Raw genomic sequence first — 15,544 nt, forward strand, 5'->3', positions numbered from 1 at the left:
TTCCCCGAATATGAGTACATTAGGAAGATAATAGCGTGGAAAATTTAGAGAATCATGTCAAAAATGTTGTTGCAGAACAACTTGGAATACCTGAAACCCAGATTCTTACCACACAGACATTCGAGGAATTGGGTGCCGATTCGTTAGATAGTGTCGAGTTGATTATGGCTCTGGAAGAACGTTTCGAGATAACGATTGACGATACAGAGGCGGAAAAAATGGTGACGGTACAAAACGCCATTGATTGTATCCGTTTGAAGCTAGAATCAGCCGGCTGATTTGAAGAATTTTATTATCCTTGCAGTAAAAAAGGCACATATGGGTATCATATGTGCCTTTTTCTTAAATTAAACAGGTTATTTGAACAGGTCTGCACTGATAGTAGAAGAGCCGCCACTGGATTGCCATTCACGGGTGATATGGTAATACTTAGCGCCTTTAGCCGCTGCGCGTTTAGCAACTTCATAGGCAACATCAGGCATGCTGTTGTAGTAACCTGAAAAGGTGATGGAATCAAAAGGTACCATCTGGGCAGCACTGATTTTATTTAATTCTTGGATTTTCGTACCATCAGGAAGTGTGACAGTGTAACGCTCGCCTTTAGAATATTGTGTTTCAAAGAAGCGGCCAATAGAACTATTGGTTGAAGTTGAAGAGGCTAAACCAGGAATTTCTACTTTCTTAGCTGCTGTGCCACCTGCTGCTAATGCAGCGCGTCCTGCGTCCGAATCAGCAGGGATTACTGCTTCGTTAGCCTGAATTTGACGTTTTGGCGCATCATCTTTGTAAACATAAGCAGTAACGGTTTGATTACCACCATCGTTGGTTGAAACCTGACGGACAATAAAAAAAGAAGCTGCACCTTTTTTCTTGGCTTCTTTTGCGATGGCTTCATTTAAATCTGGCTCATTGGTGTAAAGACCACTGACGGTTACCGTATCGAATGGTTCCAATGTTATAGCTTCTGTTTTGGGTAATTCTTTGATACCGCGGAACATACGATATTTAATTGAATTGTCAATTTTCTCTGCATCTTTGTGATACAGATCAGCTACGACGCGCAGGTTGCCACTATTATTCAGATCATCAAGGCTTTGGATATAAAATCCATCTGCACCCATTTTATCTGCCCGACGGGAAACGGCGTCGGCAGCTTCATAAATAGCATTAAAAGGACCTGTAACCGTAATACGTTTAAATGGTTTCAGTTCTGCTGCTTTTTCCGGGGATAATTCCTGAGCTGCCTGAGCAGCAGTAATACCAGTTAATGAAAGCACCGCGGCTGCGATGATCGTTGTTTTCAGCTTCATAAAAAATCCTTCCGCCTTGCGCATTAATTACTTATAACTTGCTGAACATCGTTGTGTATCACATAGCCGACAATTATTACATGTAATAATAGCTAATGTCCCACGAATTTATGCTATCAGTATGAATGAATACAAGTTCATAGAAATGGCACCATAAGTTTTCATCAACATCGCGTTTTTATCAACATCATGTTTTTATCGACATCATAGTAACTGGCACTGAAAAGTGCGAGCCGGTAATACTACTTAGCTATTTTTTTTACTCATTAGTGATGGATCACCAATAATATTTTCGGCTGGTTATCAAAATATTCGTTGATAGATTTTGCTGATAGCAGTAATAAAGTTAATTTAATCGCTAAACTGGCCTCAGCAAGTAATAATCATCATTAATCTTAAGCTTTAGGAAGGGAACATTATGCGTATTGGTGTACCGAGAGAGCGACTTGCCAATGAAGCGCGGGTTGCAGCCACGCCGAGTACTGTGGAACAACTGTTAAAATTGGGATTCAATGTCGTTGTTGAGAGTGGAGCAGGGCATTTGGCCAGCTTTGGGGATAGTGCTTACCAACAGGTCGGAGCTGAAATTACCGAACGTAATGATATTTGGGATTCAGATATTATTTTGAAGGTTAATGCTCCTGAGGATGACGAGATTGCGTTAATGAAGGGCGGGAGTACGTTGGTTAGTTTTATCTGGCCGGCACAAAACCCTGAGTTAGTGCAGAAATTATCAGACCGTAAAGTCACTGTGTTGGCTATGGATTCAGTACCGCGTATTTCCCGTGCACAGTCGCTGGATGCACTGAGCTCTATGGCGAATATCGCAGGTTACCGGGCGATAGTAGAAGCTGCTCATGAATTTGGTCGTTTCTTTACTGGTCAGATTACCGCCGCAGGTAAGGTCCCACCAGCCAAAGTGATGATTATTGGTGCTGGTGTTGCTGGTCTGGCTGCTGTGGGTACAGCGGGCAGTTTAGGCGCTATTGTCCGTGCGTTTGATACCCGGCCTGAAGTTAAAGAGCAGGTTCAGAGCATGGGGGCGGAGTTTCTTGAGCTGGATTTTGAAGAAGAGGCCGGCAGTGGTGACGGATATGCAAAAGTTATGTCTGAAGCCTTTATTAAGGCTGAGATGGCGCTTTTTGCGGCACAGGCGAAAGACGTTGACATTATTGTGACAACGGCGCTTATTCCGGGGAAACCAGCACCACGTCTTATCACCAAAGAGATGGTTGAATCAATGAAACCGGGCAGCGTGATTGTTGACCTGGCAGCTCAGACGGGGGGTAACTGTGAATTAACGCAAGCAGACAAATTAGTTGTGACAGAAAATAGCGTGAAGATTATCGGTTACACCGATTTACCAAGCCGTTTACCAACGCAATCTTCACAACTGTACGGGACTAATTTGGTTAATTTGCTCAAGCTATTGTGCAAAGAGAAAAATGGCGAAATCAATATTGATTTTGATGATGTTGTTATTCGTGGCGTGACCGTCGTCAAAGAGGGGGAAGTGACCTGGCCAGCGCCGCCAATTCAAGTTTCTGCTCAACCGATAGCAAAACCAGCACCAGTCAAAGCAGGAAAGCCAGAGACTAAACCTGTTTCCCCTTGGTTGAAATATGGCTTGCTGGCACTGGCTATTATGTTGTTCGGTGGGTTAGCTAATGTCGCCCCAAAAGCGTTTTTATCTCACTTTACTGTTTTTGCATTGGCTTGTGTGGTGGGTTACTACGTGGTTTGGAATGTCAGCCATGCGCTACATACACCGCTAATGTCAGTAACTAACGCCATTTCAGGAATTATCGTTGTTGGGGCGTTATTGCAAATTGGTGATGGTGGATGGGTAAGCTTCTTCTCATTTATCGCTATTTTAATTGCCAGCATTAATATCTTCGGTGGCTTTACTGTCACTCAACGTATGCTGAAAATGTTTCGTAAGGACTAAGGGGTAATTGATGTCGAGTGGAGTCGTTATAGCGGCATATATTGTTGCTGCCATCTTATTTATTTTCAGCCTTGCGGGTTTGTCTCGTCACGAAAGCGCCAAACGCGGGAATATCTTGGGTGTCACCGGGATGGCAATCGCATTGATTGCGACTATCTTCGGGCCTGATACTGGAAACGTTGTCTGGGTTATTCTGGCGATGGTGATTGGTGCGGTTATTGGTATTCGTCTGGCAAACAAAGTTGAAATGACTGAAATGCCAGAATTGGTTGCCATATTGCACAGTTTTGTCGGTTTGGCTGCGGTGCTGGTCGGTTTTAACAGCTTTATTGCTCACGATAGTTTCGCGGAACCTGTGATGGAGAATATCCATCTGACAGAAGTATTTCTGGGGGTTTTCATCGGCGCAGTCACCTTTACCGGTTCTGTAGTGGCATTTGGTAAATTATGCGGAAAGATTTCTTCTAAGCCGTTGATGTTGCCGAATCGGCATAAATTAAACCTTGCAGCGCTAGTTATCTCTTTTGTCCTGTTAATGACCTTTGTGAAAACGGAAAGTATCGGCCTACAGGTGTTCACATTGTTGATTATGACAGCAATCGCATTGATGTTTGGCTGGCATTTGGTTGCTTCTATCGGTGGCGCGGATATGCCGGTGGTGGTTTCGATGTTGAACTCCTATTCGGGTTGGGCTGCCGCCGCTGCTGGATTCATGCTGAGTAATGACTTGCTGATTGTAACTGGTGCGTTGGTCGGCTCTTCGGGGGCGATTCTCTCTTACATCATGTGTAAGGCAATGAACCGTTCTTTTATCAGTGTAATTGCTGGCGGGTTTGGGACTGATGGTTCCTCGACCGGTGATGATCAGGATATGGGGGAATACCGCGAAGCCACAGCGGAAGACGTTGCTGAACTATTGAAAAACTCAGCGTCTGTTATCATCACGCCGGGATATGGTATGGCTGTTGCACAGGCGCAATATCCGGTACATGACATTACGGCCAAACTGCGTGAAAAAGGAGTTAAGGTTCGTTTTGGTATCCATCCGGTTGCAGGACGTTTGCCTGGGCATATGAACGTGCTGTTGGCGGAAGCCAAAGTTCCTTATGACGTAGTTCTGGAAATGGATGAAATCAATGATGATTTTTCTGATACCGATACCGTACTGGTTATTGGAGCCAACGACACCGTTAACCCTGCGGCGCAGGAAGATCCAAACAGCCCAATTGCGGGTATGCCAGTCCTGGAAGTCTGGAAAGCACAGAATGTTGTTGTGTTTAAACGCTCTATGAACACAGGTTACGCTGGCGTACAAAACCCGCTGTTCTTTAAAGATAATAGCCAAATGCTGTTTGGTGATGCGAAAGCAAGTGTGGAAGCGATCCTTCGTGCCCTGTAATTCCTTATCGCTATAACTTACAAATCCCGATTGGGTTACTGTCTCTTAGTCATATCCTGATTAAGAGACAGAACAAACGGGTAGTTTTTAATCTTGTAAACACGTTCACCTAGTGTCAGATTTCCACCAAAAGGGATAATTAACTCATATTCCATCATCGGGTGTTTATGTAATATTTTTTGGCATCAGAATTAATTCCATTTCATCTGCAAGCTCTTTAAGTTTGTCATTAACCTTTTTAGAGGTAGCGGCTGGTTCAGATTCAATAGACACGCGCAAATCTCTTTCTTCTACTCGATCTCCAAAAATTACTATTGCCTTGCCGCCGTGCTGCTTAGAGGGCCATTGAATTGCTTGAGCATCAGGATTGTCATGATAAATTTTAGCTGCCCATCTTTGAGTAATATGATAATCCGATGCTTCTGATTCTACTAGTTGGCTCTGAATAATTCCCCACTTCTTCAGTATTCGTGGATTGATATCCACATACTTGATATCTTTTTGTGGAGTAATTTGGCTGTGCGCTAAATCATCTAGTTTACCCAGATCAACAGGTATATCGGAGCAGTTTAATGGAATATCGTGTAAAATCGTCTCCATAATAGCTACTCCTATGTTTTCACCACCATAGATTGTTGGAACAAAAATTCCATTATTTTTGAACGGACTAAAGCGAGCATTGCCAACACCAGGATTAAATTCAGCTCCTTTGAACTTAGTTCTATGAATACGTTCAATAGGTGTACCCGCTTTCCATTTTTTGGTTTTAGCTACGGTATTTTCTGGAGGAAGCGGTATATTTTCTTGAAGTCCTTTTTTATCATCAGCCATGACGCGGTCCTTCAATTTCTTCTCTAGCTGCCATATAAACATCATCAAGTTGGGTTAATAAAAGGTCTTTTGGCTTTTTATTACTAAGCCAGCCATTCGGTGTACCGAACCAAATGGCTATTGACCAAGGCGTCTTTTTGTTCCCAAACAGCTCAATGATTTTTTTTATCACTGGCAATGGCTGGCCGCCTTCGTCTAGAGCATACAGCGGGAATAGGTCTTTGCCATTAATTGGCAATGCAAATATTTTTTTTGACTTTTTTAGCCGATTTGCCGCAGCGCTGGAATTCACCGATTTAGACCCGGCTAATTTACTGAGTTCACTTGCAGTCAGCCACTTTGAGTCAGTAAGAATCTGATTTTTTAATTTTTCAAGACGTGCTTCATTACGGGAAGTAAATTCAATTTCTGACGGTTTAGTCACAAAAGACAGCTGTTTGTGCTTATTGAATGTAGTGACAGCAGTTACTGCACTAGCTATTGCCAGCTTAACATCATAATAATCAATTGCTCTTGGCAATTTCACGACAACATATTGATCTGCCTCATCAGAAGGAATCTCAGACAAATTGATATGTTTGTCGATATCATTATTGTTGTTTGATAGCTCAGTGGTATCCATTGAAAGAAAGCTAAAGCTGACATTCTTCGATTTGTCTTGTGATTTAGTAATCATGTAGCCTCCGTATTGTATCTGCTTGAACTCGTATTTTGCGTATATTCATTATATAGATGATATAGCGTATTTATGAAAAGTGCAAAGATGGTTCGTTAGTAATCATAAACCTGAGTAATCAGATTTTCTCTCTATCTAAGTAGGCTGTTTTTACTACTTAATTTCCAATGTGTGGTATCCCTGCCAGCGATAATTCATTACTGATAATATCCAGAACAGAATAAAAATCCCGACGACCCAAAAACCGACATTGCCCATGTTGTCGTTTAATGTCCCGATGGTGTTCCAGAAAACGCCATGTAAATTCCACTGTTCAGCGATCAGCCCAAGTGCTTCCAGCCCACCAATGAATAGTGCTACGGCAACGGAAGCGGCGGTAATGGTCATGTTGTAGTAGAGCTTGCGTGTTGGTTGGGAAAAAGCCCAACCATAGGCCCCCACCATCACAAAATTATCCAGTGAGTCGATTAGCGCCATACCGCTGGCAAATAGCGCCGGGAATACCATCAACGACCATAAAGGCAGCCCACTGAGAGATCCAGCGGCAGATATACTCAACAGCCCAACTTCGGTTGCGGTATCAAAACCCAATCCAAACAGGAAACCGACCAGATACATATGCCAGCTTTTGTTTACCAGTCGGAAGACCGAGTGAAACAAGCGGGTCATTACTCCTCCCGGTGTTGTTTCTAGCACAGTTAAATCACTGTTCGCCAGCGCTCTTCCACGTTTGATCTCCTGAAACTTCTGATAAACGCTTTTTAATATCAGTAAATTAATCAGCGCTATCACCAACAGAAAGCAAGCAGAAACCAAGGTACCAACAATGCCGCCATAGTCATGAACCCAACCCATTTGATCTTTAAACGCCATTGAAGTCAGGACAATCGCCAGGCAGGCCAGAATGACAATGCTAGAGTGTCCCAGAGAAAAGAAAGCGCCGACGGCAATAGGAGATTTACCCTGTTGCATCAGTTTACGGGTGACGTTATCAATTGCCGCGATGTGATCGGCATCGACCGCATGGCGTAGCCCATAACCGTAAGCCAACAGAGCCGCTCCCATCATGACTGCGTGATGGCGGAAAGCGATAAATGCCCAAACCCAGGCAAGTATGTTGGCGGCAATCAGAACAACAAGAAGAGAAAGTGCGTGTTTTTTATTCATATAAGAAACCTGTCAGTGTTAAACCCGCTTGCGGATGATTTCTGAAAAACAAAAACGGTAAGCATCCTCTGTACTCAATAATGTACGGTCTTTTGCTAAATCATAATACTAATTAACTTGTAATATTAACTTAGATAAACTTAAATAAAAGGTAAGAGGACTAACCTGTTGTAAGGGGAGTAACTTAATTGACATATTATCATTCTGGTGTCAAAACTTTTCTACCAAAAGAAATATTTTCCAATATTTAAATTGGTAAAAGAGCAAGTTTTGAATAAAGTTTGTTGAGAACAGCATATTAAGTTATAGCTTATTGACATGACAGTGCAACCGTATGGAATAACCAATTATTAGGGGGTTTTATGCAATTAACGCCAAGGGAAATTGAGAAACTCATGGTATATACACTGGCTGATGTCGCATTAAAGCGTAAGTCCCGCGGCTTAAAACTCAATTACCCTGAAGCCGTCGCTATTATTACCGCGGCTGCTCTGGAAGGGGCCAGAGAGGGGAAAACGCTGGAAGAAGTCATGGATGATTCAAGGTACGTTCTGACTAAAGAAGATGTGATGGATGGTGTCGCTGATCTCATTCCACATGTGCAGGTTGAAGCCATATTTACGGATGGCAGTCGTTTGGTGACTGTGCATGATCCTATCCAATAATTGCTGAAACAAATTATAAATAGCAGGAAAAGTTATCTGGACAAAATATTAACTTATAGTCTTGGCTCACGTATTGACGTGGAGATTTTCCGATGAAAGAAAATAATAAAGAAGATATTACTCCGTTGGGGGGATATATTCTTGCTGAAGGCCCGATATCCTTTAATGAAGATTGTCCGGCTATTCAATTAAGGATCCGTAATTCAGGTGATCGCCCTATCCAGGTGGGATCTCATTTCCATTTTTTTGAGGTGAATAAAGCCCTGCAATTTAATCGTGCGGCTGCGTTCGGCAAACGACTCAATATCACTTCAACAACCGCAATCCGTTTTGAACCCGGTGATGAAATTGAGGTGTCATTAATCCCTGTTGGTGGGAAACAAAACGTTTATGGATTTAATAATTTAGTCGATGGTTGGGTAGGTAAAATCCCGGTTGCCGCTGATGAGTATGTAGAAAAGACCTGGCTGCACGCCGGGTAATAAAACTGGGGTGATAAAACCATCAAATAAATTCAAGGTAGAGTTGACGAACATCGGAAAACTTTTCGAACAAAGGAATAAACTATGCCAACCATTTCCCGGCAGGAATATGTCGGTCTTTTTGGTCCGACTCTCGGTGATAAGATTCGCCTGGCTGATACCAATCTGTTTATTGAAATTGAGAAAGATCTGCGTGGTTATGGTGATGAATCGGTCTATGGCGGAGGTAAATCGCTGCGTGATGGTATGGGTGCCGATAACCGTATGACCAGTGAAAACGTATTGGATTTGGTGATCACCAATGTCACTATTTTGGATGCACGTCAAGGCGTCATTAAAGCCGATGTCGGTATAAAAGAGGGGCGCATCGTCGGGATAGGTAAAAGCGGTAACCCCAGTATGATGAATGGCGTTACACCTGGCATGGTGGTTGGTGTCAGTACTGATGCGATATCCGGTGAACATCTTATCCTCACAGCGGCCGGCATTGATACCCATATTCATTTTATCTCTCCCCAACAGGCTGAACATGCTTTGTCCAATGGTGTGACGACTTTCTTTGGCGGGGGTGTTGGCCCCACTGACGGAACTAACGGCACTACTGTTACCGCCGGTCCTTGGCATATTCATCGTATGTTGCGTGCTTTTGAAGGTTTACCGGTTAACGTCGGTATTTTGGGAAAAGGCCATGCTGCGGTGGCTATGCCGCTGGTAGAACAGATCAACGCGGGTGTTGCCGGGCTGAAAGTACATGAAGACTGGGGTGCAACCAATTCTGCATTGCGTCATGCCTTACGTGTAGCGGATGAAATGGATATCCAGGTAGCGGTCCATACCGACAGTTTAAATGAAGGTGGTTATGTCGAAGATACCATTGACGCTTTCGAAGGTCGTACCATTCATACTTTCCATACCGAAGGCGCTGGTGGCGGACATGCGCCGGATATCATCAAAGTTGCCAGCCAGATGAACGTGTTGCCCAGTTCAACCAATCCCACGTTGCCTTACGGTATCAATAGCCAGGCGGAGCTGTTTGATATGATTATGGTTTGCCATAACCTTAACCCCAAGGTACCGGCTGATGTTGCATTCTCGGAAAGCCGTGTACGCCCGGAGACCATTGCCGCGGAAAATGTTTTACACGATATGGGCGTATTGTCGATGTTTTCCAGTGACTCCCAGGCCATGGGGCGGGTAGGCGAAAACTGGCTGCGGGTGATGCAAACGGCCCATGCCATGAAAGCAGCGCGGGGCAAGTTGCCGGAAGACGCGACACATAACGATAATTTCCGTGTCTTACGTTATGTCGCTAAAATTACGATTAACCCGGCGATTGCGCAGGGAATAAGCCACGTTCTGGGCTCGGTTGAAGTGGGAAAAATGGCTGATCTTGTGTTGTGGGAGCCACGTTTCTTTGGCGCAAAACCTAAACTAGTCATCAAAGGCGGTATGATTAACTGGGCGGTGATGGGTGATCCGAATGCCTCATTGCCGACACCACAGCCGACATTTTATCGTCCGATGTTTGGCGCATTGGGCAAAACCCTTCAGGAAACCTGTGTGACTTTTGTCTCCCAAGCGGCGATGGAACAAGGAGTGAAAGAGAAACTGGGTTTGGAGCGCCAGGTTATGGCGGTGCGCAACTGCCGGGCTATCTCCAAGAAAGAGATGGTGCGTAATGCTGAAACACCAACCATTGAAGTGGATGCCGAAACCTTTGCCGTCAAGGTGAATGGTGAATATGCCACGGTAAAGCCCGTCAGGACAGTAGCGCTCAATCAGCGCTATTTCTTTAGTTGATATATTTTTTGTTGCCCGGTCAGAGAATCGTTTTCTGGCCGGATTAACCGATCCATGCGTTCAGAGGATTTATTTTATGATTGTTATTGAACAGATTCTTGGTAATGCCAAAAAAGATGCTTCTTGGCGAGATCGCTTGCAAGGCATCTCGCCGGATATCTTAGTACTTTCGCAATGGGAAGCGCAAAAAAGCCGTTGCCGCAAATCCACGCTTAACGGGTTAGATTTGGGGATTTCTCTTGACCGCAATCAGGTATTGTCGGACGGCGATATTTTGCTGTGGGATGAAACTAAAAGGCTGGCCGTTATTGTGCAGATGAGCCTGCGTGATGTGATAGTGATTCATTTGAAGTCATTATTGTCATTAGATTCAGAGACAGTAATGAAAACCAGTTTTGAACTTGGTCATGCTTTAGGTAACCAGCATTGGAAGTCAGTAATTAAAAATAACCAGATCTATATTCCGCTGACAGTATCAACCAAGATGATGGATTCGGTAATGAAAACGCATGGTTTTCATGCGTTGCCTTATTCCTTTGTCAAGGGCGAAGAGATCTTGCCTTACCTCAACAATTCCGAGGCACGCTTATTATTTGGTGGCGCAGAGGATTCCGCGACACATGTTCATGTTGATAACACGTTTCTGAACCAGCATGTGATCAAATTAAAATGAATGCGCTGCGCTTAATCAGAATCATGCAGTTTGCTGATTCCGTGTTGCCTGTTGGCGCGTTTTCTTTCTCAAACGGCCTGGAATCAGCTATTCAGAATAAAATCGTGCATGACGTGACAACGTTAAGCGATTTTACCCGGACGGCGTTGTTACAAGCGGTTAGCGGTGATGGACGGGCGGTAGCTGCTGCTTGTCAAGCATTGAATAGTGGACAGCGTGACGCTGTTATCTCCCATGATTGGGCCGTATTTAACCGTAAGTTGAATGAAGAAAGTCGCACTATGGTGACGCGGATGGGAAAAAAGTTAGCGGAAATGGCAGTTGAGGTAACTGGTGAGTCGTTGATTGCATGGTGGCTGGCGCAAATAAAGAGCGATATTGCCGCAGGTACTTATCCGATTACCCTGGCTATTGTCATGAGTGCATTAGGTGCTGCCCCGCGTGAAGTTATTGTCATGCATCAATATGGTGTGGCAATGACGATACTCAGTGCCGCTATACGTCTGATGCGAATTACCCATATTGAAATTCAACGTATCTTGTTCTCATTGAATCAGGATATTGAACTGTTTTGTGATGAGGCGGAAAAGGGGGGCGTTGAGCAGATGACATCCTATACACCGGTGACCGATGTATTGGCTGCACTGCACGTCGGTGCGTTTACCCGGTTGTTCAGTAATTAACAACCACGTCTTAATCGTGTGAGGAGATTTCTGTGAAAAAAATTACCCGAATTGGTATTGGTGGCCCGGTAGGTTCAGGCAAAACAGCTGTTATTGAAGTGATCACGCCTATTTTAATTCAGCGCGGAATAAAACCCCTGATTATCACCAATGATATTGTTACCACTGAGGATGCGAAACAGGTCAAACGGACACTGAAAGGCATTTTGGATGAGGAGAAGATACTCGGGGTGGAAACCGGCGCTTGTCCACACACTGCGGTGCGCGAAGATCCCAGTATGAATATTTCCGCAGTCGAGGAAATGGAGGCTCGTTTTCCTGACACGGATGTCGTGTTAATTGAAAGTGGTGGGGATAATTTGACACTCACTTTTAGCCCGGCATTGGCGGACTTTTACATTTATGTGATTGATGTGGCTGACGGGGAAAAAATTCCGCGTAAGAACGGGCCTGGATTGGTACAGGCGGATATTCTGGTGATCAATAAAATCGATTTGGCACCTTATGTCGGTGCCAGTCTGGCGGTGATGGAGAGTGATACTCAGGTCGTGCGTGGCCAGCGTCCTTATATCCTCACCAACTGCAAAACGGGTGAAGGCGTTGAAACGCTGGTAAATATGATCATGCGTGATTTCTTATTTACGCACTCGTTACAGGCGACACAATGACCTCTACCTGCTCGCAGAGAATCATTGGTGAAGCACATAAACGGGTTAATGAGCTTGGTTTCAACGCGCCGGAACTTGCCCTGTTTCAGGATGAACCTCCCCAGATGGCAAGCGGTGATATAGGTAAAAGCGGCTATCTGCGATTGGGGTTTGCCCGGCGTGGTGACCGCAGTATTCTGGCCCGCATGGAACGCCGGGTTCCTTATTTGGTACAACGGGCGCTGTATTGGGATGAGGCGCTGCCGCAGATGCCGTGTGTATTTATGATCTCCACATCGGGATGCATATTGCAAGGGGACCGGCTGGCGCTTGACATTCATGTTGCTCAAGATGCGTTTGGCCATGCCACCACTCAATCGGCGACGAAGATTCATTCAATGGTGCATAACTATGCAGCACAGGCGCAAACTATCCAGATAGAGCAGGGAGGCTATTTGGAAATGATGCCCGATCCGGTGATACCTCATAGTGGCTCCCGGTTTATCACTGATACCCAGATAACCATTCACCCAACTGCCACGTTAATTTATTCCGAGATAATTATGTCTGGCCGCAAATACCATCCAGCTGATCAGGGGTTTAAATTTGACGTTTACTCATCACGAATTACGGCAACGGATTTCGATAACAAAATATTATTTGTTGAGCGTTATGTACTTGAGCCTAAAAAACAACCGTTGAACAGTGTCGGGGTGATGGGGCCATTTCATGTGTTTGGTAACGTGATCTTACTAACACCTCCGGTTCACCATGATCGTATTCTGGCGCGTATCACGCCTCAATACGATGCTGAAACCGGCATAGCCAGTGGTGCCAGTCGTTTACCTAATCAATGCGGTCTAATCTTCAAAGTGTTGGGAAAAGAAACTCATCAAGTTAAAGCGGGTATTCGTCTTTTCTGGCGCATAGCACGCGAGGAGATCCTTGGCGTTACACTGCCTGAACCGTTTATCTGGCGTTAAAACTTTATATCAATAAAACCCGGGACATAAAATCTGCTCCGGGTTTTAACACCAAATGAATACTTATCATTTTGTTACTGTGACTCTTTAGCCGCTTTGACAGGACATGCGAAACCGTCAGGTTTGATAGCCAGAAGGTCACATTTTAGATGGTCGATCACATGTTCTGCGGTGTTTCCCAAAAAAGCAGCAGACAACCCTGTTCTGCCCAAGATACCAAAAACGACAATACCCGCGTTCATCTCATCACACATTTCAGGAATAACATTCTCCGGTAACCCTTCATGGATATGAGTGTATTTCTCATCAATGCAGAATTTCTGGCGAAGTTCTTTCATTGAGATAAGATGTTGACCACGCAGTGCATGGTTATAAACGCTTGGGTCGAAATCCGGTAGTTCAATAGCAATATTCAGCGGTGCGACAGGATAAGCGCTGACCAAATGAATTTCGGGATCTGGCATTATCTGGCGTGCCAGTTCCTGGGTTTCTCTGACCAGTTTTAGGTTCAGTTCATGATGGTACGATTCTTCATTAGATAAATTAACCGCAACCAGAATAGAGCCCTGATCCGGCCATATCTGATCTTTTACCATCCATACTGGGCATGGGCATTTGCGTAGTAACTGCCAGTCAAGCGGGGTGAAAATCAAGGACCCCAGCTTGTCATGCTTATGTGTCATTTTCAGAAGCAAATCGTGTTCACCCGTAATGACCTCCTGGATAATGGCTTCATAAGGCCGATTGTGCCATACCACTTTTATTTCAATATCAATACCGGCTTTCAGATAGTAGTGCGCTTGTTGTTTAAGCCAGGCGGTGCGCTGGCTGGTAACACCTTTGCGCATAGCACTGGCTTCTTCAGGGGAGAGCAAGGTTGTCATTTCATAGGAGAGATCATAAATAGGTAAGAAGGCTTTAATCCGGCCACCACTACGTTGCACGATATAAACTGCACGTCTTAATGCCGGCTGATCGTCCTGACTTGGATCAATTGCAACTAAAAGGTTTTGATAGTTTGCCATAATAGTACCCTCATAGAGGCTAGACAAAATACGCTTCAATACTAAAGATAAACCAATATAGGCAAACCGAACAGGTCAGAGGAGAACCAGATCAAAAAATTAAAATGATCTGGTTTTAAGATCAGGTAATTGAAACAGATTTTTTCCCGACTAAGTCGGCCAGTTTATCCATATCTTCAATAGTGATGTATTTGCCTTTTACGCCGAGAGTATTATTTTTCTGGAAGCGTCCAAGCAGACGACTAATGGTTTCAACAGTCAGACCAAGGTAATTACCAATATCACTGCGAGTCATGGTTAAACGGAATTCTCTTGGTGAGAAACCACGTTGAGCGAAACGACGGGAGAGATTATAGACAAATGCAGCTAATCGCTCTTCCGCGTTTTTCTTAGACAACAACAATATCATTTCCTGGTCGCCTTTAATTTCCCCGCTCATCAGACGCATCATTTGCTGGCGAAGATTAGGCATTTTACCGGACAGGTCATCCAGTGTTTCAAACGGAATTTCACAAACCATTGATGTTTCCAGGGCTTGAGCAAAACTTGGATGCTGAGTATTGAGGATGGCGTCAAAACCCACTAAATCCCCCGCGAGATGGAAACCTGTAATTTGTTCATCACCTTCTTCAGTGATGGTATAACTTTTAATGGTTCCAGAACGGATAGCATAAAGAGATTTCAACTCATCTCCTGCTTTAAACAAAGTTTGCCCTTTCTGGATAGGTTTCTTACGCTCAATGATATTATCGAGCTGGTCAAGCTCGTGCTCATTCAGGGTGAAAGGGATGCACAGCTGGCTAATGCTGCAATCCTGGCAGTGGATCGCACAACCACCAGACTGGATTCGACGAATGACACGTTTTTCCTGGATCATATGGCATGCTCATTAGAAATATTGATATAGCTCAACTTTAGCATCTCTTGATGATTCTGGTAAGAGCTATAATAGTTTTCTGCGATTTATTCGGAGAAATATTATTACTTTTATCTTGATTATAAGAATTTATTACATGGTATATACCCAAGAAACTTCAAGATGCAGTTTTTAGTACCTGAAAATGGTCATTAATTCTAGATGTCAGCGAGTTCGCTATATCAGGTAGCGTTGTGGTGAAAAATTTGAATACTTTGTCTCGAAATTCATGTTTATCAGCGAAATAACGGTTATTTCGAACATGTTCATTCATGACCTTCCATAATCGCTCTATCGGGTTTAAATTGGGGCTATAGGGAGGAAGGTAATGTAACTCAA

Annotated in this window: 17 protein-coding genes; 10 read left to right on the forward strand and 7 right to left on the reverse strand. The window is 44.1% G+C overall.

All coding sequences use genetic code 11. The features are described from left to right. Positions 1-35: 35 nt before the first annotated feature. Entirely contained in the window at positions 36-278 is a 243-nt protein-coding gene (gene stlE / locus C5471_RS06170; RefSeq protein ID WP_036847409.1) for a stilbene biosynthesis acyl carrier protein StlE, read from the forward strand. Positions 279-356: 78 nt separating this feature from the next. On the opposite strand, the gene ydgH is transcribed toward stlE, so the two are convergent. Continuing rightward, positions 357-1,310, reverse strand: coding sequence for a DUF1471 family protein YdgH (ydgH, locus tag C5471_RS06175; protein WP_133813107.1), 954 nt, complete (start codon positions 1,308-1,310; stop codon positions 357-359). Positions 1,311-1,728: 418 nt separating this feature from the next. Here ydgH and pntA point away from each other — a divergent pair, with 418 nt between their 5' ends. Together pntA and pntB are read left to right on the forward strand one after the other, a co-directional pair. Next, entirely contained in the window at positions 1,729-3,258 is a 1,530-nt protein-coding gene (pntA, locus tag C5471_RS06180) for a Re/Si-specific NAD(P)(+) transhydrogenase subunit alpha (protein WP_133813106.1), read from the forward strand. A gap of 10 nt (positions 3,259-3,268) precedes the next feature. Further along, a complete protein-coding gene (pntB, locus tag C5471_RS06185; RefSeq protein WP_133813105.1) occupies positions 3,269-4,657 on the forward strand; it encodes a Re/Si-specific NAD(P)(+) transhydrogenase subunit beta in 1,389 nt (462 codons plus the stop codon). A 165-nt stretch (positions 4,658-4,822) separates the two neighbouring features. Here pntB and C5471_RS06190 read toward each other — a convergent pair whose 3' ends face one another. From C5471_RS06190 to C5471_RS06200, 3 genes are all read right to left on the reverse strand, one after another. Next, entirely contained in the window at positions 4,823-5,488 is a 666-nt protein-coding gene (locus C5471_RS06190; RefSeq protein ID WP_133813104.1) for an RES family NAD+ phosphorylase, read from the reverse strand. Next, entirely contained in the window at positions 5,481-6,164 is a 684-nt protein-coding gene (locus C5471_RS06195; RefSeq protein ID WP_133813103.1) for a DUF2384 domain-containing protein, read from the reverse strand. Before C5471_RS06195 ends, C5471_RS06190 begins: the two co-directional genes overlap by 8 nt. Before the next feature lie 153 nt (positions 6,165-6,317). Beyond that, entirely contained in the window at positions 6,318-7,331 is a 1,014-nt protein-coding gene (locus C5471_RS06200; RefSeq protein ID WP_133813102.1) for a HoxN/HupN/NixA family nickel/cobalt transporter, read from the reverse strand. 362 nt (positions 7,332-7,693) lie between these two features. On the opposite strand from C5471_RS06200, the gene C5471_RS06205 reads away from it, so the two are divergent. The 7 genes from C5471_RS06205 to C5471_RS06235 all read left to right on the forward strand — a co-directional run bounded on the left by C5471_RS06205 (position 7,694) and on the right by C5471_RS06235 (position 13,264). Continuing rightward, positions 7,694-7,996 carry an urease subunit gamma gene (locus C5471_RS06205; RefSeq protein WP_133813101.1) on the forward strand — a complete coding sequence of 101 codons (303 nt, stop codon included), beginning with the start codon at positions 7,694-7,696 and terminating at the stop codon, positions 7,994-7,996. Positions 7,997-8,088: 92 nt separating this feature from the next. After that, positions 8,089-8,478, forward strand: a complete 390-nt coding sequence (locus C5471_RS06210) for an urease subunit beta (protein ID WP_133813100.1) — start codon at positions 8,089-8,091, stop codon at positions 8,476-8,478. Between the two features lie 84 nt (positions 8,479-8,562). Continuing rightward, the gene (locus C5471_RS06215) at positions 8,563-10,278 is read left to right on the forward strand and encodes an urease subunit alpha (protein ID WP_133813099.1); all 1,716 of its coding nucleotides are present in this window, start codon (positions 8,563-8,565) and stop codon (positions 10,276-10,278) included. 76 nt (positions 10,279-10,354) lie between these two features. Further along, entirely contained in the window at positions 10,355-10,951 is a 597-nt protein-coding gene (locus C5471_RS06220) for an urease accessory protein UreE (protein WP_133813098.1), read from the forward strand. Then, entirely contained in the window at positions 10,948-11,634 is a 687-nt protein-coding gene (locus tag C5471_RS06225; RefSeq protein ID WP_133813097.1) for an urease accessory protein UreF, read from the forward strand. Before C5471_RS06220 ends, C5471_RS06225 begins: the two co-directional genes overlap by 4 nt. Positions 11,635-11,666: 32 nt before the next feature. Next, on the forward strand, positions 11,667-12,302 hold the full coding sequence (gene ureG, locus C5471_RS06230; protein ID WP_036847376.1) for an urease accessory protein UreG: 636 nt from the start codon (positions 11,667-11,669) through the stop codon (positions 12,300-12,302). Further along, a complete protein-coding gene (locus tag C5471_RS06235; RefSeq protein ID WP_133813096.1) occupies positions 12,299-13,264 on the forward strand; it encodes an urease accessory protein UreD in 966 nt (321 codons plus the stop codon). Before ureG ends, C5471_RS06235 begins: the two co-directional genes overlap by 4 nt. A 74-nt stretch (positions 13,265-13,338) precedes the next feature. On the opposite strand, the gene uspE is transcribed toward C5471_RS06235, so the two are convergent. The 3 genes from uspE to C5471_RS06250 form a co-directional block, all read right to left on the reverse strand. Next, positions 13,339-14,289 (reverse strand): universal stress protein UspE, encoded by a 951-nt coding sequence (uspE, locus tag C5471_RS06240; protein ID WP_133813095.1) that lies wholly within the window; start codon positions 14,287-14,289, stop codon positions 13,339-13,341. Positions 14,290-14,410: 121 nt separating this feature from the next. Continuing rightward, positions 14,411-15,166, reverse strand: coding sequence for an FNR family transcription factor (locus C5471_RS06245; RefSeq protein WP_133813094.1), 756 nt, complete (start codon positions 15,164-15,166; stop codon positions 14,411-14,413). Between the two features lie 157 nt (positions 15,167-15,323). Then, a partial coding sequence (locus C5471_RS06250) for a transposase (RefSeq protein ID WP_207627231.1) occupies positions 15,324-15,544 on the reverse strand: 221 nt, incomplete at its 5' end.

The sequence above is a fragment of the Photorhabdus tasmaniensis genome (assembly GCF_011189505.1).
Classification (GTDB): Bacteria; Pseudomonadota; Gammaproteobacteria; order Enterobacterales; family Enterobacteriaceae; genus Photorhabdus; species Photorhabdus tasmaniensis.